Source organism: Rhodococcus opacus B4, assembly GCF_000010805.1.
In the GTDB taxonomy this organism is placed as follows: Bacteria; Actinomycetota; Actinomycetes; order Mycobacteriales; family Mycobacteriaceae; genus Rhodococcus_F; species Rhodococcus_F opacus_C.
In genome coordinates this window covers 7,310,020-7,329,370 of the sequence record NC_012522.1, presented here as the reverse complement: position 1 = coordinate 7,329,370, position 19,351 = coordinate 7,310,020, and the positions used below count along the sequence as shown (strand labels likewise).

Genomic DNA, 19,351 nt, shown 5'->3' with positions numbered 1-19,351 from the left:
TCACACCCCTGCCTTCGACGCGAGAATGTCCAGGTAGTGCTGGTTGAACATCACGCCGAGAATGTTCCCGAACGGATCGGTCACCGACGCGGTGACGAATCCCGGCCCGTGCTCGACCGGCTTCCCGTGCAGGATGGCACCCAGGGACAGCAGCCGCTCGACGCCCGCCTCCACGTCGTCGACGTGCCAGTACGTCATCGTGTTCTCGGCGTCGCGGAAACGGTCGGGTCCGGCGAATCGGCTGTCGACGATGCCGAGTTCGTGCTGGTAGTCGCCGATTCGGAACTCGAGGTAGGCGGGCGCTCCCGCCACCGAGCGCACGAAGTAGGGCTCGACTCCGAGCAGTTCGGTGTACCAGGCCTGGGCGGCTGTCAGGTCGTCGGCGTAGAAGCTGACGGTGGTGAGTCCTCGCAACATCGGTGGATCCTTTCCTCGGTCGGTGACACCCTCCATCCTCGGACCCAAAGTGCTCACCAATTGAGCGCTTTTCGAGGGAAACTGAGAACATGCGCGCTGACCGACTCGTGGCCACCCTTCTGCTGATGCAGTCCCGGGGCCGGGTGACCGCCGCCGAAGTCGCCGGCGAACTCGAGGTGTCCGTCGCCACCGCGCGACGCGACCTGGAGGCGCTGTCCGCCGCCGGTATCCCGGTGTACCCGCAGTCCGGACGCGGCGGCGGATGGTCCCTCCTCGGCGGCGCCCGCACCGACCTCAGCGGACTGTCCGCACCCGAGGCCCAGGCCCTGTTCCTGCTGGCCGGCCCGGCCGCCGCCGTCTCGGGCGAAGCCAAGGCGGCGCTGCGCAAACTCGTGCGGGCCCTGCCGCAGACATTCCGGGCCGACGCCGAGGCCGCCGCGGCTGCCACCATGATCGATCCCACCCGGTGGGGTGACCGCGACCGCCGCAGACCCGAAATGGTCGACGTCCTGCAGGCGGCCGTCGTACGGCGCCGGAAAGTCCGCCTGACCTACACCGACAGCGCACGGCAGCGGTCCGAGAGACTCGTCGACCCGTGGGGCCTCGTCGACAAGGACGACATCTGGTACCTGCTCGCCGGGACCGAACGGGGGCAGCGAACCTTCCGGGTCGACCGGATCGTCCACGCCGAATCGACGGCGCAGCCCGCCGAGCGCCCCGAAGACTTCACACTCGCCGAGGCGTGGGACGAAGTCGTCGGCGAGGTGGAACAGCGGCGCTCCACGACGTCGGCGACCGTGCTCATCGACGCCAGGTTCGTGCCGATTCTGCGTGATCACTTCGGGCGGCACTGCCACCCTGACGGTGAGAGCGACGACGGGCGCGCCCGGGTGCGTCTCGCCGCACCCACCCCCTTGGACATCGCCCGAAACCTCGCCGGCTGGGGTTCACTGGTCGAGGTGCTCGAACCGCGGGCGGTCCGCGCCGAACTCGCTCGAATCGGCACGGAACTCGCCCGCCGGTACGCCGGCGAGAACAGTCACTCGGTCAGGTAATGCTCCACGGTCTCGACCTTCGCCCGCAGCTGACCGCTGCGCGCCGGCCGGATATCCGCTTTCAACACCAGACTTGCCCGCGGAAACTCTTTCAGCAGAACATCTGTCGCGCGCTTGACGACTGCCATCACCTCGTCCCACTCACCCTCGACGGTGGTGAACATCGACGTGGTCTCGTTGGGCAGCCCGGATTCGAGGACCACTCGCACGGCCGGGGCAACCGCGGCACCGACGCTGTCGGAGTCCCCGCCCATCGGGCTCTCAACTGTTACCGTAATCGCCAATTCTTCCTGGTCCTTCCGGTTGCTATTGGATCATGCGCAGCGGCGAGGCGGCGGCATACCTGAACGTGTCGGTGGTGGGGGTCCGGAAGGCCGCGTCGGCGGGCCGGTTACCTTCTCGGCGTACAGGTTCCGGTCAGCGAGTCTTCGATCGGGCGGATCTCGACGTCTACCTGGGTCGACCTACATGGAAGAATGTTCGGGCCGACAGGGCGGAAGCATCGTATTGCCGGGTGTCCGGCTCGATCGGTCAGGAATCCTCGCTCGCCGATCAGGAGAAGATGTTGCGTGAGAGTGCCACCGGCACCGTGTACCGGGTCTACAAGGATCGTGGTTCCGGTCTGCGGGAGACCCGAGCGGGACTGAATCGGATGCTCGACGACGCAGCCAAGGGCCGGTTCACGGTGGTGCGAGTGGTATGGCGGGATCGGTTGGCGCGATTCTCCGGTGGCATGGATTGAACGTTACCTGTCGGTGGTCGGCGTCAAGGTCGAGGTCCTGCGTGAACAGGGGGACAAGTCGCTGGTAGAGGAGCTGATGGACGACGTCGTGGTGGGCATGGACCGGTCCCCGTCCACGCTCGGTGCCGCCGCCATCACCGCCGACGGCCCGGAGTGGCTGGTGTCCGATTACCGGGGCGTCACGTACAACGACCGCGGCCTCGGGATCAAACTGGCGCGCCTGCAAACCGAAGGCCAGTTGCTGCACCGCAAAGCTGCTCGCCTGCGCCGGCTCGCCGCCACCGCCCCACCCGAGGTCCGCGCACAACTCGACGCGAAAATCGCCGTCCTCGAAGGGCACCGCACCGCGGTGGGCGCCAAGCGGGGCAAGATCAACCGGGAAATGACGTTCCACTTCGCCCGCCAGGTCACCGACTATGCCACCTCGGCGGGCGCGCAGGTGATCGCGGTGGAAGACCTCACCACCCTCGAGACAACAACAATCGGGCCGCGCAGTCCGCCCGCCGCCACGCCGTCGACGCTCTCACCCACACCGCCGCCGGTGTCGGTGCGGTGCGGTGGTGGTGTCCGTACCGGCACGCGGATCTTCCGCGCAGTGTCCGGGCTGCAACGAGCCACTCTCTCGCCCCGGCGGTTACCACCGAGCATGGTGTGCGGGGTGCAAGGTTGGCGGAAACCGTGACCATGTGGCGGCCGTGAACCTGGCCGAATGGGCATTGCTGGGACGCGGAAAAGCCGTTCGGAGGCGCGGCGGGAATCCGCAGATCCGGGTGATCGAGCATGCGCCGGTGCGCCGATGCCGCGACAAGATGTGTCCCACTCCGAGCAGGCCGCGGCATCGCCGGGTCCGCCGCAGCCTGCACACCGTGACACCGCCGATGGGGGTGACTCCGAACAGATATGTTCCCACACCTCGAGCGTCGGTGTGGGACACGGTCCAACCCGCACCACCGCACGGTATTACGGGTAGCCGTGAAGTACATACATCTCCAACGCCAGCCACGTCAGTGGTAGGAAGTATGAGATCTATGTAGACGCTGACGCCGAATGCCACCTATCCTCCTGGGCGATCAACGGGCCGTGGTCATCGGTGATGCCGCCCACGGCATGTCACCGGCAGCAGGCCAAGGCGCCTCCCTCGCCATCGCCGACGCCCTCACCATCGCAGCCGTCCTCGACCCTCGAACCTCCGCCTCGGAGTTCTCGACCGCGATAAGCCGACGCCGCACCGCCGTCGAAGAAGCCCGCAACACCCCCGGCCCTCGGGCGACGACCTGATGCGCGGTGTCGACTCCCGTCCGTGCACGTCACGTCCCGGTCGCCTCTGAGGTCTGCGCGACCGGATTGCTGTAAATGCGGTCGGGCCGGACGAGCACGGCGGTGCGGCGGTCGGCGTCCATCACGCGGTCGAATTCCGACCAGTCGTCGTGGGTTCCGCCCGCGGCGACGAAGATTTCGCGCAGCAGCAGCCGCAACCGCTCGGAGTCCAGCCACGGCTGCGGGTCGTCCGGACCAGCGAGCTCCGCGCGACCTTCGACGGTGGCCCACTGCCACCCACGGCGAAATGTCGTCGTCGCCTGGGGCCGGGTGCGCAGATTCGCCAGCTTGACCTTGCCGTGCGCGACGAACGCCAGCACGGTCTCACCGGTGACAGGGTGCTCGAGCACTCCGGTGTTCACGACGCTCGATTGGATGGTCCCGTCGGCGCGGAGCGTCGCAACGACGGCCAATCCCTGATCGGCACGAGCGAGTTCGAACGCTTCCTGAAGCGTAGTCACCGGTTGCCCTCCGACCTCTCGCTCCCAGTCGGCGAGTCGACGATCACCACTGCTGTCGGCCCGTTGCTGGGAGGGTTGCTGGGTTCACTTCGCTCAGTATGAGCCATGCCGAACCCGGGTGCGATCTCCATCCCGACTTCCGGCCCCACTGCCCGATCGCGCGTAATACTGGGGGTACCCGACCCTTTCGAGGAGACGCGACATGAGCCTGTACGCAGTAGTGGACCCGGCGACCGGGAAGACCGTGCGCGAATACCCGACCGCCACCGACGAGGAGATGCAGGCGGCGTTGTCCGCTGCCGAGAAGGCACACCGTGAGTGGTCGCGGCGCTCGACGATCCCCGAGCGCGCTGGACTGCTCGCGAAAGTCGCCGAGTTGCACACCGAACGCCGCGAGGAACTGGCCACGATCATCCAGCGGGAGATGGGCAAGCCGCTCGACCAGTCGCTGGGGGAAGTGGACTTCAGTGCCGCGATCTACCGGTACTACTCCGACAACGCCGAGAAGTTCCTCGCCGACGAGCCCATCGACCTGGTCGAGGGCACGGGTACCGCGCTGATCCGTCGAAGCTCGATCGGTGTGCTGATCGGCATCATGCCGTGGAACTACCCCTACTACCAGGTGGCCCGGTTCGCGGGTCCGAATCTGGCGCTGGGCAACACGATCGTGCTCAAACACGCACCGCAGTGCCCGGAATCGGCGGCGGCGCTACACCAGATCTTCTCCGACGCCGGATATCCGGAGGGCGCCTACGTCAACGTCTACGCCACCAACGAACAGATCGCCGATGCGATCGCCGACCCACGCGTCCAGGGCGTGTCGCTCACCGGGTCCGAACGCGCGGGTGCAGCGGTCGCCGAGATCGCCGGACGCAACCTCAAGAAGGTGGTGCTGGAACTCGGCGGTTCCGATCCGTTCATCGTGCTCAGTTCCGATGATCTCGACGCCACGGTCAAGGCGGCGGTGGAAGGTCGTTTCGAGAACACCGGACAAGCCTGCAACGCAGCGAAGCGATTCATCGTCGCCGAGGACCTGTACGACGATTTCGTCGGCAGATTCACCGCGGAGGTGCTCGCGTCCGCCGATGGACTCGCGCCTCTCTCGTCGGTCGCCGCGGCGGACCGGCTGGCCGAACAGGTGCAGCAGGCGATCGCCGAGGGAGCCACCCTCGTGTCCGAGGGTGAACGGCGGGGAGCCTTCTTCCCGCCCGCCGTGCTGACGAATGTGTCACCCGATTCGCGAACGTACCGGGAGGAACTGTTCGGGCCGGTTGCCACCGTGTACAAAGCAGGCTCCGAGGCCGAGGCCGTCGAGCTGGCCAACGACACCCCGTTCGGTCTCGGCTCCTATGTCTTCACGACCGACCCCGATCAGGCCGACCGGGTCGCCGACTCACTGGAGGCGGGCATGGTGTTCGTCAATGCCGTTGGCGCCGAGGGTGTCGAGCTGCCGTTCGGCGGCGTCAAACGCTCCGGTTTCGGTCGCGAACTCGGCAAATTCGGGATCGACGAATTCGTGAACAAGAAACTCATCCGCGTCGGCTGAACTTCGTGGCCATTTTCAACGACTACGACAGGTACGCGTCGGCGTACGACGCCGACATCGAGGACAACGTGTACAACGCGTTGTACGAGCGACCCGCGACGTTGGCGCTGGTCGGCGACGTCGCGGGGCGGAGGGTGCTGGACGCGGGCTGCGGCAGCGGTGTGCTGTCGCAGGCGCTCGTCGCCGCAGGCGCTGCGGTCACCGGCGTCGATGTCAGCGCGAACCTGCTCGCGATCGCCCGGAACCGCCTGGGACCCGACGTCTCGCTGATCCGGGCAGATCTCAACCGGCAGTTGCCCCTCGCGTCATCGACCTTCGACGTCGTGGTGGCGTCGCTGGTGATGCACTACCTCCACGACTGGTCCGGTCCGTTGTCCGAGTTTCACCGGGTACTCGCGCCGGGCGGGTGCGTCGTCCTCTCGACGCATCACCCGTTCGTGGACTTCAGGCCCTCGGGGCAGGGCGACTACCTCGACACGTTCGAGTTCACCGAGGAATGGGTGAAGTCCGGCGAGACCTTCCCCATGAGGTTCTGGCACCGGCCGTTGCACGCAATGTTCGACGCCTTCACCACAGCGGGTTTCACCGTCGAACGTGTCTCGGAGCCGCGACCGGATGCCGCGGTGCGCGACCGCTCCCCCGAACTGTTCGAGCAGCTCAACCGTGAAGCCCCGTTCATCTTCTTCGTCCTGCGCCGCGGCGCGACGCCGTCAGGGAAGATGCATCAGCTTTCCGGCGAGGGTGAACAGGCGGCGGGCCAGCCTCATGACGGGCAGGCCCAGGGGAATCAGGAGGATCGTCACGCACAGTATTCCGCCGACGAGCCACACCACGGCCGCGACGATCCCCAGCACCGTGCCGAGTACGGCCGTGAGGATTCCCAGCACCACATCGAGCAGGCCCCGCAACAAACGCATGATGACCTCCTGGTTCCAGTCTGCGCGCATGCGGACCGAATCGCACCCCGTCGACAGTGACCCGCCGTTGGAGATTCCCGGTTGCGTCAGACCACCCGCTCGAGTGCGCGGACGTCTGCATCCAGTTTCCTGTACAGCCAGTACACGGCGACGAATGCGAGCCCGGAGGCCGCGCACAACCCCAGGACCGAATCGCGCACCAGCGGCAGTTCCTGGGGTTCGAGGGTGCTGAATCCGGCCAGGACACCGACGAGCGGCACCGACGCCGTCACCGCCAGATAGACCGTCGTTCGTCGACGCAGCCCGTCGAGAACGTCGGCGTCGTGCGCTGTCGTGAGGCCGTGTCGCAGATAGATGGGATAGACGCAGCGGACGACGTAGAACGTCGACAGAAAGAATGTGTAGGCAACGGAGATCGTGCCCGCCACCAGGACGGTCGTCGCCGCGTGGACCAGCAGCCGCGAGGGAAGCTCCGTGAACCAGCGAAGAAACATCACCCCCGCCACGGATGCGCAGACGGCGAACACGAAAGTATTGAGCGCGCACAGATCGCCCCAGACCAGGGTTCGTGAGCGCACCCGTGCGAGGACGGCCTCGTCGTAGCGTCTGCCCTTACGCAGGCCGCGGGGAACCGCGAGCAGATCGCGGGACATGTAGGCGTAGATGAGGACGGCAAGCGGCCAGGCGATGAGGTTGAAGACGACGGTGCTCGTGTAGAGCTTCGAGTAGGTGGCATCGGACAGCCGCTCGTCGAGAAGTTCCTGCAGGTGCACGGCCAGGTAGATCGTCGCCAGCCCGATGCCGACCAGCGACGACGACCACAGGATGGGGGTCGGCGATCGCGACAGTCGTGCCCGCCAGCTGTTCGGGGGCGGATAGACCAGGTCCCGGGACCTCTTCTCGAGGCACAAGTCGAACTGCTGGGCCAATTCGGACCCGCTCGGGTAGCGGTCTTCGCGGTCGGGCGACAGACATTTCAGAAGCACCCGGCGCAGGGCCATGGGGCAGTCCGGCGGAAGCTCCGACAGGAACTGCGCGGCCACGGGCCTGCGCCGCAGTTCGAGCATGCGGGCCAGCGACGTCTCCGACTCGCCGGCCGTCGTTTCGTCCGCGAACGGTCGGCGTCCGGTGAGCAACTCCCACACGAGGACAGCGAGCGCGAAGATATCGCTCCGGGTGTCGAGGTCGGCGGCGGTGGTCGGTGAGCCCGGGTGGCAGGCTTCGAGCTGTTCGGGTGACATGTAGGCCAGCGAGCCACCGAAATATGCCAGCGGGCTGGTGCCCTTGATGCGTTGGCTGGAGCTGACGTTGAAGTCGGCCAGCTTCGGTATCCCCTCGGCGCTCAACAGCACGTTCGCCGGCTTGATGTCTCGATGCAGCACCCCTCGCTCGGAGGCGTGCGCAAGCGCGTCGGCGAGCCGGCGGCCCAGCCAGGCCACCGTCTCCGGCCACGTCAAGGACGCGATCCGTGTTCGAACACCGGATTCTGTGGGCCGCACCTCGCCCTTGGCGGCAAGGACCCCGTCGACGGCATCGAGCAGCAGTTGCCCACTCCGCTGTTCCATGGGCGTCGAGCGCAGGAGATGCACCACGTCGAGCAGTGTTCCCCCCGGCAGATACTGCATGTAGAGCAACTTCAGCTCGCCGTCGGCGATCAGTCGCTGGTCGTAGATGCGCACGATGTAGTCGTGATCCAACTGCGCGAGGGTCTGCGGCTCGATGCCGTGGTTGTGGGAAATCTTGACGGCGACGAGTCGCTGCATCGATTGTTGCCGCGCGAGATACACCTGGGCGAAGGCACCGGACCCGATCCTCATCAGCAGATCGAAGTCGTCGACACGGTCGCCGACATCGATGTTGCCGAGCACGACTTGTGCCCGCGGTCGAGCGATCATCGTGCTGCAGTAGTCATCCGTGAACTCTTCGGGTCCGGGACCGCCCGCCATGGTGGCGGCCTCGGCGGCCATGGTGACCGCATCGGCTTCGGGCTCACTGCGGCGCCGGGCGTGAAATTCCTCGTAGACCAACTCGGCGGGAAGCGGTCCGTCCTGCAGTTCCGCGAACTCCGCCCGGTACTCGGTCAGTCGTTTGGGGAAGTCGAACCGAAGCCAGCGGTACTCGAGGTCGATCTTGATCAGTTCGATCAGTATCGAACGTCGTTCTGCCGGTTCGCGGGGCAGGAAGGCGGCCAGGTCAGGCGGGAACCCGGACTCCCACGCATCCGAAAACCGTGCCACGACCGTGGCAAGCGCTGTGCGGGTCCGTTCCGCTGATTCGACCAGATCGGTCGGCTCGTACATCGGTAGCTCGGTGTGCAGCCCCGGGCGATCACACGGCGGCTACGCGCGGTGCGGCGACGGGTCGTGTTTGCCCCACATTGTGTCCTTCCGCCGAATCTCCCCGCTCAAGAATATCGCTCCGCCACCGGCGCACGGGCGGCAAAGCGGCGGTCACCGCACGGTCGTGGCCGACTCCGGCCGAGAATTTTGTCGGCACCCGCGCCGACGCGGCACCACACCCACCCTGCGCGAGGCACGATAGACCGGGAGGTTGGCGCATGCCGACGCGGTCTCGGCGGCCACCACCGACGGCGATCGTGAGGGTGGTCGAATGAGCGACACGGCATCCGTCGTGGGCCGACGAGTACTGGGGCTGGTGTTCTTTCTCGTCCTCGCGTTGTTCCTGGCCGTCACGACCGGCATGTTCGACAAGGCCTTCGGCACGGTCGTCGACATCGACGTCGTCACCGACAGCGGCGGAAACTCAGTGGCCCCCGAGGCGGACGTGAAGGTTCGTGGCCTCATCGTCGGCGAGGTGCGCTCGGCGTCCTCCCTGGAGGGCGAGGTCACGCTCGCTCTCGCGATCCAGCCGGACAAGGCGCCGCTGATTCCGTCCAACGCGACCGCGCGGCTGCTGCCCAAGACGCTGTTCGGTGAACGCTATGTGTCGCTGATCGTTCCCGAGGGCGACACGGCCCCGCCGATCCAGGCCGGTGACACGCTGCGTCAGGACAAGAGCGGCAACGCCGTCGAGGTCGGCGAGGTGCTGGACGGCCTGCTGCCGCTCCTGCAGGCGATTCCGCCGCAGGATCTGGCGAACACGCTCGGCGCACTGTCCCAGGGGCTGAGCGGACGCGGCGCCGAACTCGGCCTGACGCTGGACCGGCTCGAGGAGATCTTCGGCGGGCTGAACACCGAGCTTCCCGCCATTCAGGAGGATCTGCGCGGCCTGGCGGACTTCTCGCAGACGTATTCGGAGGCGGCGCCCGATCTGGTCAACGCCCTCGACAACCTGCGGACCACCGGAAACACCGTGGTGGAGAAGCAGGGGGAGATCGCCACGCTGCTCACGACACTCACCGGAACGAGTGCGTCCACCGCGGACCTTCTGCAGGCGAACGCCCGGAGTGTCGTCACGATCGCCGCCGATTCACGGGAGGCGCTGCAACTCCTCGGCCGCTACTCACCGAGCGTCGGCTGCACCCTCGCGGCCTTCGTGAGGGCGGCGCCGATCGCCCTCGAGTTGCTCGCGCTCGACGACCCGTACCCCGGCGGTCGGGGCACCGTGCAGTTCGTCAACCCGAAGGGCCGCTACCTGCCCAATCAGGACGAGCCGCGCCTGCTCGACAACCGCGGACCCGCTTGCTACGACGACGTCACCGCACCGGGCGGACACTTTCCGCAGTACCCCGGCGGATCGTTCAACGACGGTTCCTACCAGGTGCCCACACGGAACCCCGGACCGTCTGCCCTCGGTTACTTCCCGGCGCCCGCCGGCGTCCCCGACCAGGTTCCGGGGTACCGAGCCGAGGTCATCCCCGCCAGCTACGCGGGTTCGAAGATGGAACAGGACACCCTCGACGTCGTCTACGGCGAGGCCGGGGGCATGGCGCCGGAGGACGTGCCGAGCTGGACGACGCACGTCGGCGCCCCCGCGTTGAGGGGAACCGAGGTGACCCTCGAATGACGACCTACCGGCCGCCGCCGCGGAAGTCCCGCAGGACGATCTCAAAGCGCCGCCGCGAGTGCGTCGACTCCCGGTCCGTCGAGGTCGTCCAGCGCCACCGTCCGGCCGGACACGGCGAGAAGGAGGGACAGTGCGGTGCCGCTCACCTCGGGACCGTCGCCGATCGACACGTCGGCGTCCACGGCCGTGAGCCGGACGCGGGCCACGAGTTCCTTGGCGCCGCCCATGGAGGCGGGGGTGCGCGTCTGCAGACGGAGCGATCTGACAACTGCCTCCGCCGGGTAGGAGCGGGTGAGACCGAGCGGTCGACGGATGTCCTCACCGTGGACGACCTCCTCGACGAGTCGGCTGTCGAGGGGCGCCGAAGGCGTCGACGTGCGCGACGCCGCCCGGCGAAGCCGCTCCAACGTCTCCTGCGGCGAGGCACCGCGTTGACGTTCCACGCCGCGAGCGTTCTGGCGGTCGAAATCGAACCGTGCCCGGGCGAGTCCGACCACGAAACCGAGGCGCGTCGTCCGCGCCGTGTCGACCAGGTGAGCGACCACGTCGTGCACCGTCCAGTCGCCGCAGAGCGACGGCTCGTCCCACCGCCCGGCGTCGAGGTTCTCGAGGTCGTCGATCAGCGCGGCACGCTCTACGTGCACCATCGTCCAGACATCTTCCACGGCACTCTCCTTCGGTCGGACACATCGTCTGCCCGGTAGGACTCCCGGATCCGCGGAGAATCATCGGTCGACGAGTCTCGACCATCCGGCGACCTCGTCCGCAGCGATCACGGCCACTACAGCTTTCGAGTTCCGGCGACAGGGTGACCGGTCAGGACCGGCGATCGTCACAGACCTCGGTTCGACCGTCGAACGTGCACGCGCACAAAGGGTTCGATTCCGCTCCCCCGAACAGTGCGACCGCCAATCCCAGGACACCGACTCCGCCGGACAGCACGGCACCGAGTAGGAATACGTCAGTCATCAAGCGCCCTCCCCCTTTGTCTCTCGTCCCATTACAACAGGTCCGCCCTCGGGCGGCAGCCGCGGGCCCACCGGAGAGATTCACCGCGGCAGCTTTGCCTTCGGGAGAAGCGCGAGGCCGAGCGCGAGCATCGTCAGCACGAGGACGAGCACAGCCACGCCGACCCAGCGTCCGCTCGCCCAGGCGACACCTCCGACCCAGCCGAACAGGCTGGATCCGGCGTAGTAGGAGACGTTGTACAGCGCCGTGGCCTGCGCCCGCCCCGTCGTCGCGTGCGCGCCGACCATGCCGGATGCGACGGCGTGGCCGACGAACAGTCCGGCGGTGACCGCGGCCAGACCGAGGAGGATCAAAACCAGCGATCCGCCGAGGCTGAGCACAGTCCCACCTGCCATGAACGTGCAGGCCAGCACGAGCACCGTTCGGTGGCCGAGCCGGCCTACCAGCCATCCCGCGGCGCGGGAACCCACGGTGCCCGCGAGGTATGCGAGAAAGATGAGCGACACCACCGTCGGCGCGAGATGGTAGGGGGCTGCCTCGAGGCGGAAGGGCAGATAGTTGAAGACCGCCACCATGCCGCCGACGAGCAGCGCACCGATGCCGAACAGTGCCAGAAGCCGGGCATCCCGCAGGTGAGCGACGAGACTTCCGTTGGACGGGGTGGACGAGCACGGCCCCCGCCGGGCGGGCAACAGCACGATCAGGACGGCCATCAGAATCGCCAGGCCAACTCCGAGAATCGCGAGCGCGGGACGCCATCCGAGATGCTCGGCCACCGGAACGACCAGTAGCCGGCCACCCAGTCCACCCAAAGAGGTTGCGGCGACGTAGGAGCCGGCCAGCGCTGCAGTCCGCGCCGGAGCCGCGGCCTCGTGGAGCAGCGTCATCGCGAGCGCGGGTAGTCCCCCGAGCGCTACACCCTGCACGAACCGTCCCGCCACCAGGGCCTCGAACGTGGGAAGCCACGGGACGGCCACGGCAAGCAGCCCGGCGGTAGCCGCCGCATACCGCATCGCGGTGGGACGTCCGACTCGATCCGAGAACCGGGCCCACGGCAGAACCGACAACGCCAGCCCGAGTGTGGCCGCCGAGACCAGAAGCGAAGCCTGCGCGGCACTGACGGAGGCGTCGTGTCCGATCTGCGTCAGGAGCCCTTGCGGCGCGTACATCAGCGCGAAGGTCGCCAAACCCGCACACCACAGAGCCGCCGAGAGCCGGCGGTCCCGATTCGGCTCCTTCGCCGGATCGCGCGAGGCGACCGGCCCGCGGGTGTCAGTTTCGGTGACATGCGTGGCGGACATGCACTCGACGTTAGGACGACACTACCGATGAATCCAATGCGTGATGGGTGAACAACTCATACAGTTGAGTCATGAATAGCGAGGCGGTCAAGGCCCTGCTGCCGCACCTTCCCGTCCTCGTCGCCCTCGGCGAGGTCGAACACGTGACCGTTGCCGCCGCCATGCTCGGAATGCCTCAGCCGACGGTCAGCCGGATAGTCCGCCGACTGGAGAGGCAACTCGGCACAGCTCTCCTGGAACCGGACGGCCGGGGTGTCCGGCTCACGGATGCCGCCCGGACACTGGTGCCCTACGCGCAACGCGCTCTCGAGGCGGTCGTGGACGGCCTCGACGCCGTCCAGACCCAGGACCGACGGACGCGGGCAACGGTTCGTATCGCCTTTCAAACATCGCTCGGCGAGCACCTCGTGCCGGAGTTGATCCGGATCGTCCGCGCAGAGGATCCGGCGATCCGGTTCGTTCTCAGCCAGGGCGCGCGGCGCACGTGCCTGAACACCCTCCTCGACGCGGAGGCCGATATCGCCCTCGTCTCTCGTCTCGACCCTCCGCCGGACGGACTCACGGTCACGCCGCTGTTCGAACAGCCACTCGTCCTGCTCGTGCCCTCCGAGCACAGGCGGGCCGCCTCGACGTCGACGACGATCCGCGACCTCGCATCCGAGCCGGTCATCACGCTCAAGCCGGGCTACGGCCTCCGCGGATCCGTCGACGACCTGTTCGCACGAGCCGGCGTCCTCCCCATGATCGCGTTCGAAGGCGAGGACCTGCGAACCGTGTCCGGCCTGGTGGCGTCCGGCTTGGGCGTCGGCATCGTGCCGGCCGCCGACACTCCCCCACCCGGCTGCGCGCAGATACGCCTCGACGATCCTCGAGCGACCCGAGACATCGGTGCCGCGCTGCTGCCCGGCGCCCGGCGAGCCGCGGTCACTACAGTGCTCACCGCCCTCGTGGCGCTCACCTCGAGGGAGAACCGTCACGACGAGCGACCGAACCCGAGGGAGTTTTCGTAAATCGCAAACATCCTTAACGGGACTACGGACTACGGACTGCGGTTCGGATGCCAATCAGATCGTCTCGACCGGACGCATCAACCGCACACGGTGACCGTCACGTTGCCGACCTTGTGACCCAGGTCGACGTATCGGTGTGCGTCGACGATCCGATCCAGCGGGAAGTTGCGGTCGACGACGATGCGAAACCTGTCGGACTCGATCAGTTCCTTCACATAGGCAAGTGCCCTCGTCTTCTCGACGGACATCCCCGGCCGAACAGTTCTTCCGCCGCGCAGCGCAGTCCACGCACCGAGAGGCCAGTTGATCAGGCCGGTCGTGGGGAGGTAGCAGCCATGCGGCGTGAGTGCCCGTCGGCATCGCGCGAACGAAGTCGGGCTGACGGTGTCGAAGATGACGTCGTAGGCCTCGTGGTGGGAGGTGAAGTCTTCCGTCTGATAGTCGACGACGTGGTCGGCGCCCAGGTCGGTGACCAGATCGGCGTTACGGGACCCGCACACCGCTGTGACTTCGGCGCCGAGGTGCTTGGCGAGTTGCACGGCGGCGGTTCCGATGCTCCCGGAAGCGCCGTTGACCACAACGTGCCGGCCGCTACGGACGTGTGCCTTGTCGCGAAGGAAGTACAGCGCCGTAGACGGGCCGTCGACCGCGGCGGCCGCCTCCTCGAAGCTGATGCCGGCAGGCTTCCGCTCGAGCGACGCGGACTCCGGCAAGCAGACGAATTCGGCGCACGCACCCAGGTGGAATCCGGCGAATCCGAAGACCTGGTCGCCTGTGGCGAACCGGCGCACGTCCGCGCCGGCCGCTGCGATCTCTCCGGAGAATTCGAGCCCGAGAATCCGCCGATTCTTCCGCGGCCGAGTGACGCCGAGGACGACACGTCCCCAGCGGGGGAACCCCCTGCGCATGAGGGTCTCTGCCCTCGTCACCGTCGTTGCGCGCACTCGCACCAGCACCTCGTCCGGCTTCGGTGCGGGTCGCGCAACCTCACGGACGCCGACGACTTCCGGCGGTCCGAACTCGGAGTACATGACTGCCTTCACCGGTCACTCCTCCTCCGCGTGCTCGTCCGAGATCGTTGCCGCGGTTGATCCCATCATCGCTCAACCGGGTCCCGATCGGACGCCGGCGCCACCCCCGGCGCTCAGGCGATGCGACCGGTGCCGGCGCCGGGTCGTGCCCGCTTGGGTCGCCGCTTTCCGACCGCACCCCGCCGTGAAGTAACGGCGAGCTGCTCGCGGATCAGGCGGAGGGTCGTCTCGGGCTGCTCGAACTGAGGAACATGCCCACAGGCTCGCAACGTCACCGACCTGGCGGTGGGCACGGCGCTCGTGACGTGCCTGTCGAATCGGGCGGGAACGAGAGTGTCGCGGTCGCCCCACAGGAACAGTGCAGGCACTTCGAGGCCCGAAATCCGGTCCCAGAGCCCGGTTTCCCCGAACGGTTCGTCGAGATACAGTCCGAGCAGCGCCGACCACAGCGCCCGGCGGCGCGAAGCATGTCGCAACGACAGCTCCCATTCGTCCGCTGCGGCCTCGTACCAGTGCCGGGGCACCACGTCCGGATCCGCCAGCAGCGCCCGCAGCCCGGCACGGGTCCCCGCGTGGAGCAGCCGCGGCGGCACGGCGAGCGGAAGCCGCGCCACATCCTGCGGAAGCAACCGGGCCAGTGAGGTCAGACGGCGCCGGCGGCGGAAGGCCATCGCCGGGCACAGCAAAACCAACCCGGTCACGGCATCCGGGTCGCGCAGCGCGAGTTCGAGAGCGACACGGCCGCCGAGAGAATGTCCGATCAGCGCGGCGCCGCGGGCGTCGACCACATCGAGGAAGGCACGCAACCAGCGATGCAATTGTTCGGGGGTGTACCGCCAGGCCGGGGCCGCCGAGGACCCGAACCCGGGAAGATCGGGGCAGATCACCCGATGATCCGATGCGAGGTCGGCCAGCACCGGCAGCATGGAGGAGTTGTTGGCGCCGAGACCGTGCAACAGCACCACCGGCCGTGTGCCCGGGGCACCCACTTCGAGGTATCCCGTGCGTACCCCGTAGGCACTGGTCTCGCGGGCCTGTGCCCGGGTCGGCAACTCGACGTCGGGCGCGAGGGTACCGCCGATCGCGAGGACCGTCGTCATGCTGCCCCGGATCTCGAGTGCTCCGGATAAGAAGGCGTCGGCCACACTGACTCGGCCGGCGAGCAGGTCGCCGAGAGTCGCCGCGTCGGTACGGATGGTGCTTGTCGGATGCGCAACCCCGCCGCGTCCGTACGTGACCGTGCCTTCGTCGAGGCGGACGAGCCATGTGCCGTGGCCGGTGATGTCGAGATTCATCGTGACCCGCCGGTGGCCGAGCACGCTGCGGGTGACGTCGCGCGGCAGACAGCTGGCGAGACAGGTTTCCGGATCGCAGCTCACGAATGAGCGTGCCATGGTCATGACCACTCCTCACCGCTCCGATACCCACCGGTCCAGGTCGGATCGCTGAGAATGCACTCCCTCGTGAGCAGTGCATCGGTGCGTTGCTACTCGGCAACGGTGTCTGCCGTTCCGTACTGATTCCAACACCGACGAGGCAACGGCTAATCCGCGTGGATCCGTAGTCCGGTGCGGGCGCTCCGCGCCCACGGTCGGACCGTCTGCCCCCGGTTCCCGACGCAGTGCGACGCTAGGGTGACGACCATGACCGACACCTGGGACGCTGAGGCTCCCGGAATCCTCCACCTGCCGTCCGGGCGTCTCGTCCGCGGCCGGGGGCTGCGACGACCGCTCCCCGACGGCCCCCTGCCCGATTTCGGCGTGTACCTGCTGGGGCGCACGCCGCCGGCGGTGCAGTGGGACTCACGGTGGGTCCGGTGGCCCGATTTCGCGCTGCCCCGGGACCGCCGCGACGCCCGGGATGCGCTGGGCGAGGTGTGGCGCCGCGCCGCATCCGAGCGGGTGGAGGTGGCGTGCGGGGGCGGCCGCGGCAGGACGGGCACCGCCCTCGCCTGCATCGCCGTGTTCGACGGGGTCCCTGCGCGGGACGCCGTCGCCTTCGTCCGGCAGCACTATCACCCGCGCGCGGTCGAGACGCCGTGGCAGCGGCGGTATGTCGGGCGGTTCACCGCGGCACCGACCTCCTGACCCTCCCGACACCGGACCCGAAGACACCGGCGGCCCCGCACGAGAATTCGTGCGGGGCCGCCGGCGTGATGACCGGGAGAAGGCTACTTCTCGGCAGCCGCCTCTTCGCTCTGCTCGGCCGGAGCCGCAGCGCCGTCTTCTTCGACGGGGATCAGCGAGATCTTGCCGCGGTTGTCGATGTCGGCGATCTCGACACGCAACTTCGAGCCGACGCTCACGACGTCCTCGACCTTCGCAATGCGCTTGCCACTGCCCAGCTTCGAGATGTGCACCAATCCGTCGCGGCCGGGGAGGAGCGACACGAACGCGCCGAAGGCGGTGGTCTTGACGACCGTACCCAGGAAGCGCTCGCCGACCTTCGGCAGCTGCGGGTTGGCGATGGCGTTGATCATGTCGATCGCGGCCTGCGCGGACGGGCCGTCCGTCGCACCGACGAACACGGTGCCGTCATCTTCGATGGAGATGTTGGCGCCGGTCTGCTCGGTGATGGAGTTGATCATCTTGCCCTTGGGGCCGATGACCTCACCGATCTTGTCGACGGGGACCTTGATGGCCGTGACGCGCGGGGCGAACGGGCTCATCTCGTCGGGGGTGTCGATGGCCTCGGCCATGACCTCGAGGATCGTCGCCCGTGCATCCTTGGCCTGCGACAGCGCACCGGCGAGGACCTTGGACGGGATGCCGTCGAGCTTCGTGTCGAGCTGCAGAGCCGTGACGAAGTCCTTCGTGCCCGCGACCTTGAAGTCCATGTCGCCGAACGCGTCCTCGGCACCGAGGATGTCGGTCAGCGCGACGTACCGGGTCTCACCGTCGACCTGGTCGGAGACGAGGCCCATGGCGATACCGGCGACCGGAGCCTTCAGCGGCACACCGGCGTTCAGCAGTGCGAGGGTCGACGCGCACACGGAACCCATCGAGGTGGAGCCGTTGGAGCTGAGTGCCTCCGAGACCTGACGGATGGCGTACGGGAACTCCTCGACGCTGGGCAGCACGGGCATGAGAGCCCGCTCCGCCAGCGCGCCGTGACCGATCTCGCGGCGCTTCGGCGAACCGACGCGTCCCGTCTCACCGGTGGAGTACGGCGGGAAGTTGTAGTGGTGCATGTACCGCTTGGTCGTCTCGGGTCCGAGCGAATCGACCTGCTGCGCCATCTTCACCATGTCGAGGGTGGTGACACCCAGGATCTGGGTCTCGCCGCGCTCGAACAGAGCGGAGCCGTGCGCACGCGGAACGATGGCGACCTCGGCCGACAGCGAACGGATGTCCGTGATGCCGCGGCCATCGATGCGGAACTGGTCGCGCAGGATGCGCTGACGGACCAGCTTCTTCGTCAGCGAGCGGAACGCCGCTCCGAGTTCCTTCTCGCGTCCCTCGAAGTTCGGGGCGACCTGCTCGAGGACCTCGACCTTGACCTCGTCGGTCTTGTCGTCGCGCTCCTGCTTGCCGGCGATGGTCAGTGCCGCGCTGAGCTTCTCCGCTGCGGCGGCCTCGACGGCGGCGAACACGTCGTCTTGGTACGCCGGGAAGACCGGGAAGTCACCGGTGGGCTTGGCCGCCTTGACCGCGAGCTGCTGCTGCGCGGTGCACAGGCGAGCGATGAACGGCTTGGCGGCTTCGAGGCCCTCGGCCACGATCGTCTCGGTGGGAGCCTGTGCGCCGCCGTCGATCAGGGAGATCACGTTGTCGGTGGCCTCGGCCTCGACCATCATGATCGCGACGTCGGCGTCGTCACCGCTGCCGGAGACGATGCGGCCGGCGACGACCATGTCGAAGACGGCGTTCTCGAGCTGCTCGACGGTGGGGAATGCGACCCACTGGCCGGCCTTGTTCTCGTCCGACGTGATGAGCGCGACACGCACGCCACCGACGGGGCCGGAGAACGGCAGTCCGGCGATCTGGGTGGAGGCGGATGCGGCGTTGATCGCGACCACGTCGTACAGATCCTGCGGGTTCAGGCTCATTACCGTGACCACGACCTGGATCTCGTTGCGGAGACCGTCGACGAACGACGGACGCAGCGGCCGGTCGATCAGGCGGCAGGTCAGGATCGCGTCCGTGGACGGGCGGCCCTCACGACGGAAGAACGACCCGGGGATGCGGCCCGCGGCGTACATGCGCTCCTCGACGTCCACCGTCAGCGGGAAGAAGTCGAAGTGCTCCTTGGGGTGCTTGCTGGCGCTCGTTGCGGACAGCAGCATCGTCTCGTCGTCCAGGTAGGCGACGACGGCACCGGCGGCCTGCTGCGCGAGGCGACCGGTCTCGAAACGAATGGTGCGGGTTCCGAAGGACCCGTTGTCGATCACGGCGGTGGATTCGAACACGCCCTCATCGACCTCTACTGCGGAATTCTCTGTCATCTCTTCTTTTCACTTCCCTCTCGTCTTCGCCGTACCCGCGGGGGCGTTCTCACCCTCCTGGCGAGAACTGCGCACCTGAGGGACATCCCCCTCTCGAGTTCTCGGGATGTCACTGTGCGGAGGCGGCCGTCGATCGAAGTCCGCCGGACCGTGTCCGGAAGACCACTACCGAAGA

Annotated in this window: 18 protein-coding genes and 2 pseudogenes; 9 read left to right on the top strand and 11 right to left on the bottom strand. The window is 67.6% G+C overall.

The genetic code is table 11. The annotated features are described in order from the left end of the window. Complete coding sequence (locus ROP_RS33325) at positions 1 to 417, bottom strand: VOC family protein (RefSeq protein WP_043825863.1); 417 nt, start codon at positions 415 to 417, stop codon at positions 1 to 3. Positions 418 to 506: 89 nt separating this feature from the next. On the opposite strand from ROP_RS33325, the gene ROP_RS33320 reads away from it, so the two are divergent. Beyond that, a complete protein-coding gene (locus tag ROP_RS33320) occupies positions 507 to 1,472 on the top strand; it encodes a helix-turn-helix transcriptional regulator (protein ID WP_015890395.1) in 966 nt (321 codons plus the stop codon). On the opposite strand, the gene ROP_RS33315 is transcribed toward ROP_RS33320, so the two are convergent. Beyond that, positions 1,457 to 1,726 (bottom strand): thiamine-binding protein, encoded by a 270-nt coding sequence (locus ROP_RS33315; RefSeq protein ID WP_419789308.1) that lies wholly within the window; start codon positions 1,724 to 1,726, stop codon positions 1,457 to 1,459. The genes ROP_RS33320 and ROP_RS33315 overlap by 16 nt on opposite strands. Before the next feature lie 62 nt (positions 1,727 to 1,788). Here ROP_RS33315 and ROP_RS33310 point away from each other — a divergent pair, with 62 nt between their 5' ends. From ROP_RS33310 to ROP_RS33300, 3 genes and pseudogenes are all read left to right on the top strand, one after another. Continuing rightward, positions 1,789 to 2,214 (top strand): recombinase family protein, encoded by a 426-nt coding sequence (locus tag ROP_RS33310; RefSeq protein ID WP_015890393.1) that lies wholly within the window; start codon positions 1,789 to 1,791, stop codon positions 2,212 to 2,214. 85 nt (positions 2,215 to 2,299) lie between these two features. Beyond that, positions 2,300 to 3,248 (top strand): annotated as a pseudogene (locus tag ROP_RS33305) (zinc ribbon domain-containing protein); the annotation flags it as partial. Between the two features lie 13 nt (positions 3,249 to 3,261). Further along, entirely contained in the window at positions 3,262 to 3,492 is a 231-nt protein-coding gene (locus ROP_RS33300; RefSeq protein WP_015890391.1) for an FAD-dependent monooxygenase, read from the top strand. A 29-nt stretch (positions 3,493 to 3,521) separates the two neighbouring features. Here ROP_RS33300 and ROP_RS33295 read toward each other — a convergent pair whose 3' ends face one another. Further along, positions 3,522 to 3,992, bottom strand: a complete 471-nt coding sequence (locus tag ROP_RS33295) for a TIGR03618 family F420-dependent PPOX class oxidoreductase (protein ID WP_015890390.1) — start codon at positions 3,990 to 3,992, stop codon at positions 3,522 to 3,524. Between the two features lie 202 nt (positions 3,993 to 4,194). Between ROP_RS33295 and ROP_RS33290 the strand changes: the two genes are divergently transcribed. Further along, a complete protein-coding gene (locus ROP_RS33290) occupies positions 4,195 to 5,538 on the top strand; it encodes an NAD-dependent succinate-semialdehyde dehydrogenase (protein ID WP_015890389.1) in 1,344 nt (447 codons plus the stop codon). A 5-nt stretch (positions 5,539 to 5,543) separates the two neighbouring features. After that, positions 5,544 to 6,068 (top strand): annotated as a pseudogene (locus ROP_RS45120) (class I SAM-dependent methyltransferase); the annotation flags it as partial. Positions 6,069 to 6,248: 180 nt separating this feature from the next. On the opposite strand, the gene ROP_RS40770 reads toward ROP_RS45120, so the two are convergent. Together ROP_RS40770 and ROP_RS33280 are read right to left on the bottom strand one after the other, a co-directional pair. Further along, positions 6,249 to 6,455, bottom strand: a complete 207-nt coding sequence (locus ROP_RS40770) for a hypothetical protein (RefSeq protein WP_080512598.1) — start codon at positions 6,453 to 6,455, stop codon at positions 6,249 to 6,251. Between the two features lie 86 nt (positions 6,456 to 6,541). Continuing rightward, positions 6,542 to 8,755: a serine/threonine-protein kinase gene (locus ROP_RS33280; protein ID WP_015890387.1), complete on the bottom strand. Its 2,214-nt coding sequence runs from the start codon at positions 8,753 to 8,755 to the stop codon at positions 6,542 to 6,544. 310 nt (positions 8,756 to 9,065) lie between these two features. Between ROP_RS33280 and ROP_RS33275 the strand changes: the two genes are divergently transcribed. Next, positions 9,066 to 10,421 carry an MCE family protein gene (locus ROP_RS33275; protein ID WP_015890386.1) on the top strand — a complete coding sequence of 452 codons (1,356 nt, stop codon included), beginning with the start codon at positions 9,066 to 9,068 and terminating at the stop codon, positions 10,419 to 10,421. A 41-nt stretch (positions 10,422 to 10,462) separates the two neighbouring features. Here ROP_RS33275 and ROP_RS33270 read toward each other — a convergent pair whose 3' ends face one another. The 3 genes from ROP_RS33270 to ROP_RS33265 form a co-directional block, all read right to left on the bottom strand. Next, entirely contained in the window at positions 10,463 to 11,086 is a 624-nt protein-coding gene (locus tag ROP_RS33270; RefSeq protein WP_015890385.1) for a maleylpyruvate isomerase family mycothiol-dependent enzyme, read from the bottom strand. 151 nt (positions 11,087 to 11,237) lie between these two features. Next, positions 11,238 to 11,390 (bottom strand): hypothetical protein, encoded by a 153-nt coding sequence (locus ROP_RS43635; protein WP_015890384.1) that lies wholly within the window; start codon positions 11,388 to 11,390, stop codon positions 11,238 to 11,240. Between the two features lie 80 nt (positions 11,391 to 11,470). Beyond that, a complete protein-coding gene (locus ROP_RS33265; RefSeq protein WP_015890383.1) occupies positions 11,471 to 12,691 on the bottom strand; it encodes an MFS transporter in 1,221 nt (406 codons plus the stop codon). Between the two features lie 71 nt (positions 12,692 to 12,762). Between ROP_RS33265 and ROP_RS33260 the strand changes: the two genes are divergently transcribed. Then, complete coding sequence (locus ROP_RS33260) at positions 12,763 to 13,701, top strand: LysR family transcriptional regulator (protein ID WP_015890382.1); 939 nt, start codon at positions 12,763 to 12,765, stop codon at positions 13,699 to 13,701. A gap of 77 nt (positions 13,702 to 13,778) precedes the next feature. Here ROP_RS33260 and ROP_RS33255 read toward each other — a convergent pair whose 3' ends face one another. After that, positions 13,779 to 14,744: an NAD(P)-dependent alcohol dehydrogenase gene (locus ROP_RS33255; RefSeq protein ID WP_015890381.1), complete on the bottom strand. Its 966-nt coding sequence runs from the start codon at positions 14,742 to 14,744 to the stop codon at positions 13,779 to 13,781. A gap of 101 nt (positions 14,745 to 14,845) precedes the next feature. Continuing rightward, a complete protein-coding gene (locus ROP_RS33250) occupies positions 14,846 to 16,132 on the bottom strand; it encodes an alpha/beta fold hydrolase (RefSeq protein ID WP_148222529.1) in 1,287 nt (428 codons plus the stop codon). Positions 16,133 to 16,375: 243 nt separating this feature from the next. Between ROP_RS33250 and ROP_RS33245 the strand changes: the two genes are divergently transcribed. Beyond that, positions 16,376 to 16,819 (top strand): protein-tyrosine phosphatase family protein, encoded by a 444-nt coding sequence (locus ROP_RS33245; protein ID WP_015890379.1) that lies wholly within the window; start codon positions 16,376 to 16,378, stop codon positions 16,817 to 16,819. Positions 16,820 to 16,902: 83 nt separating this feature from the next. Here the strand turns inward: ROP_RS33245 and ROP_RS33240 are convergent, their stop codons facing one another. Continuing rightward, the gene (locus ROP_RS33240; RefSeq protein WP_015890378.1) at positions 16,903 to 19,176 is read right to left on the bottom strand and encodes a polyribonucleotide nucleotidyltransferase; all 2,274 of its coding nucleotides are present in this window, start codon (positions 19,174 to 19,176) and stop codon (positions 16,903 to 16,905) included. Positions 19,177 to 19,351: the final 175 nt, after the last annotated feature.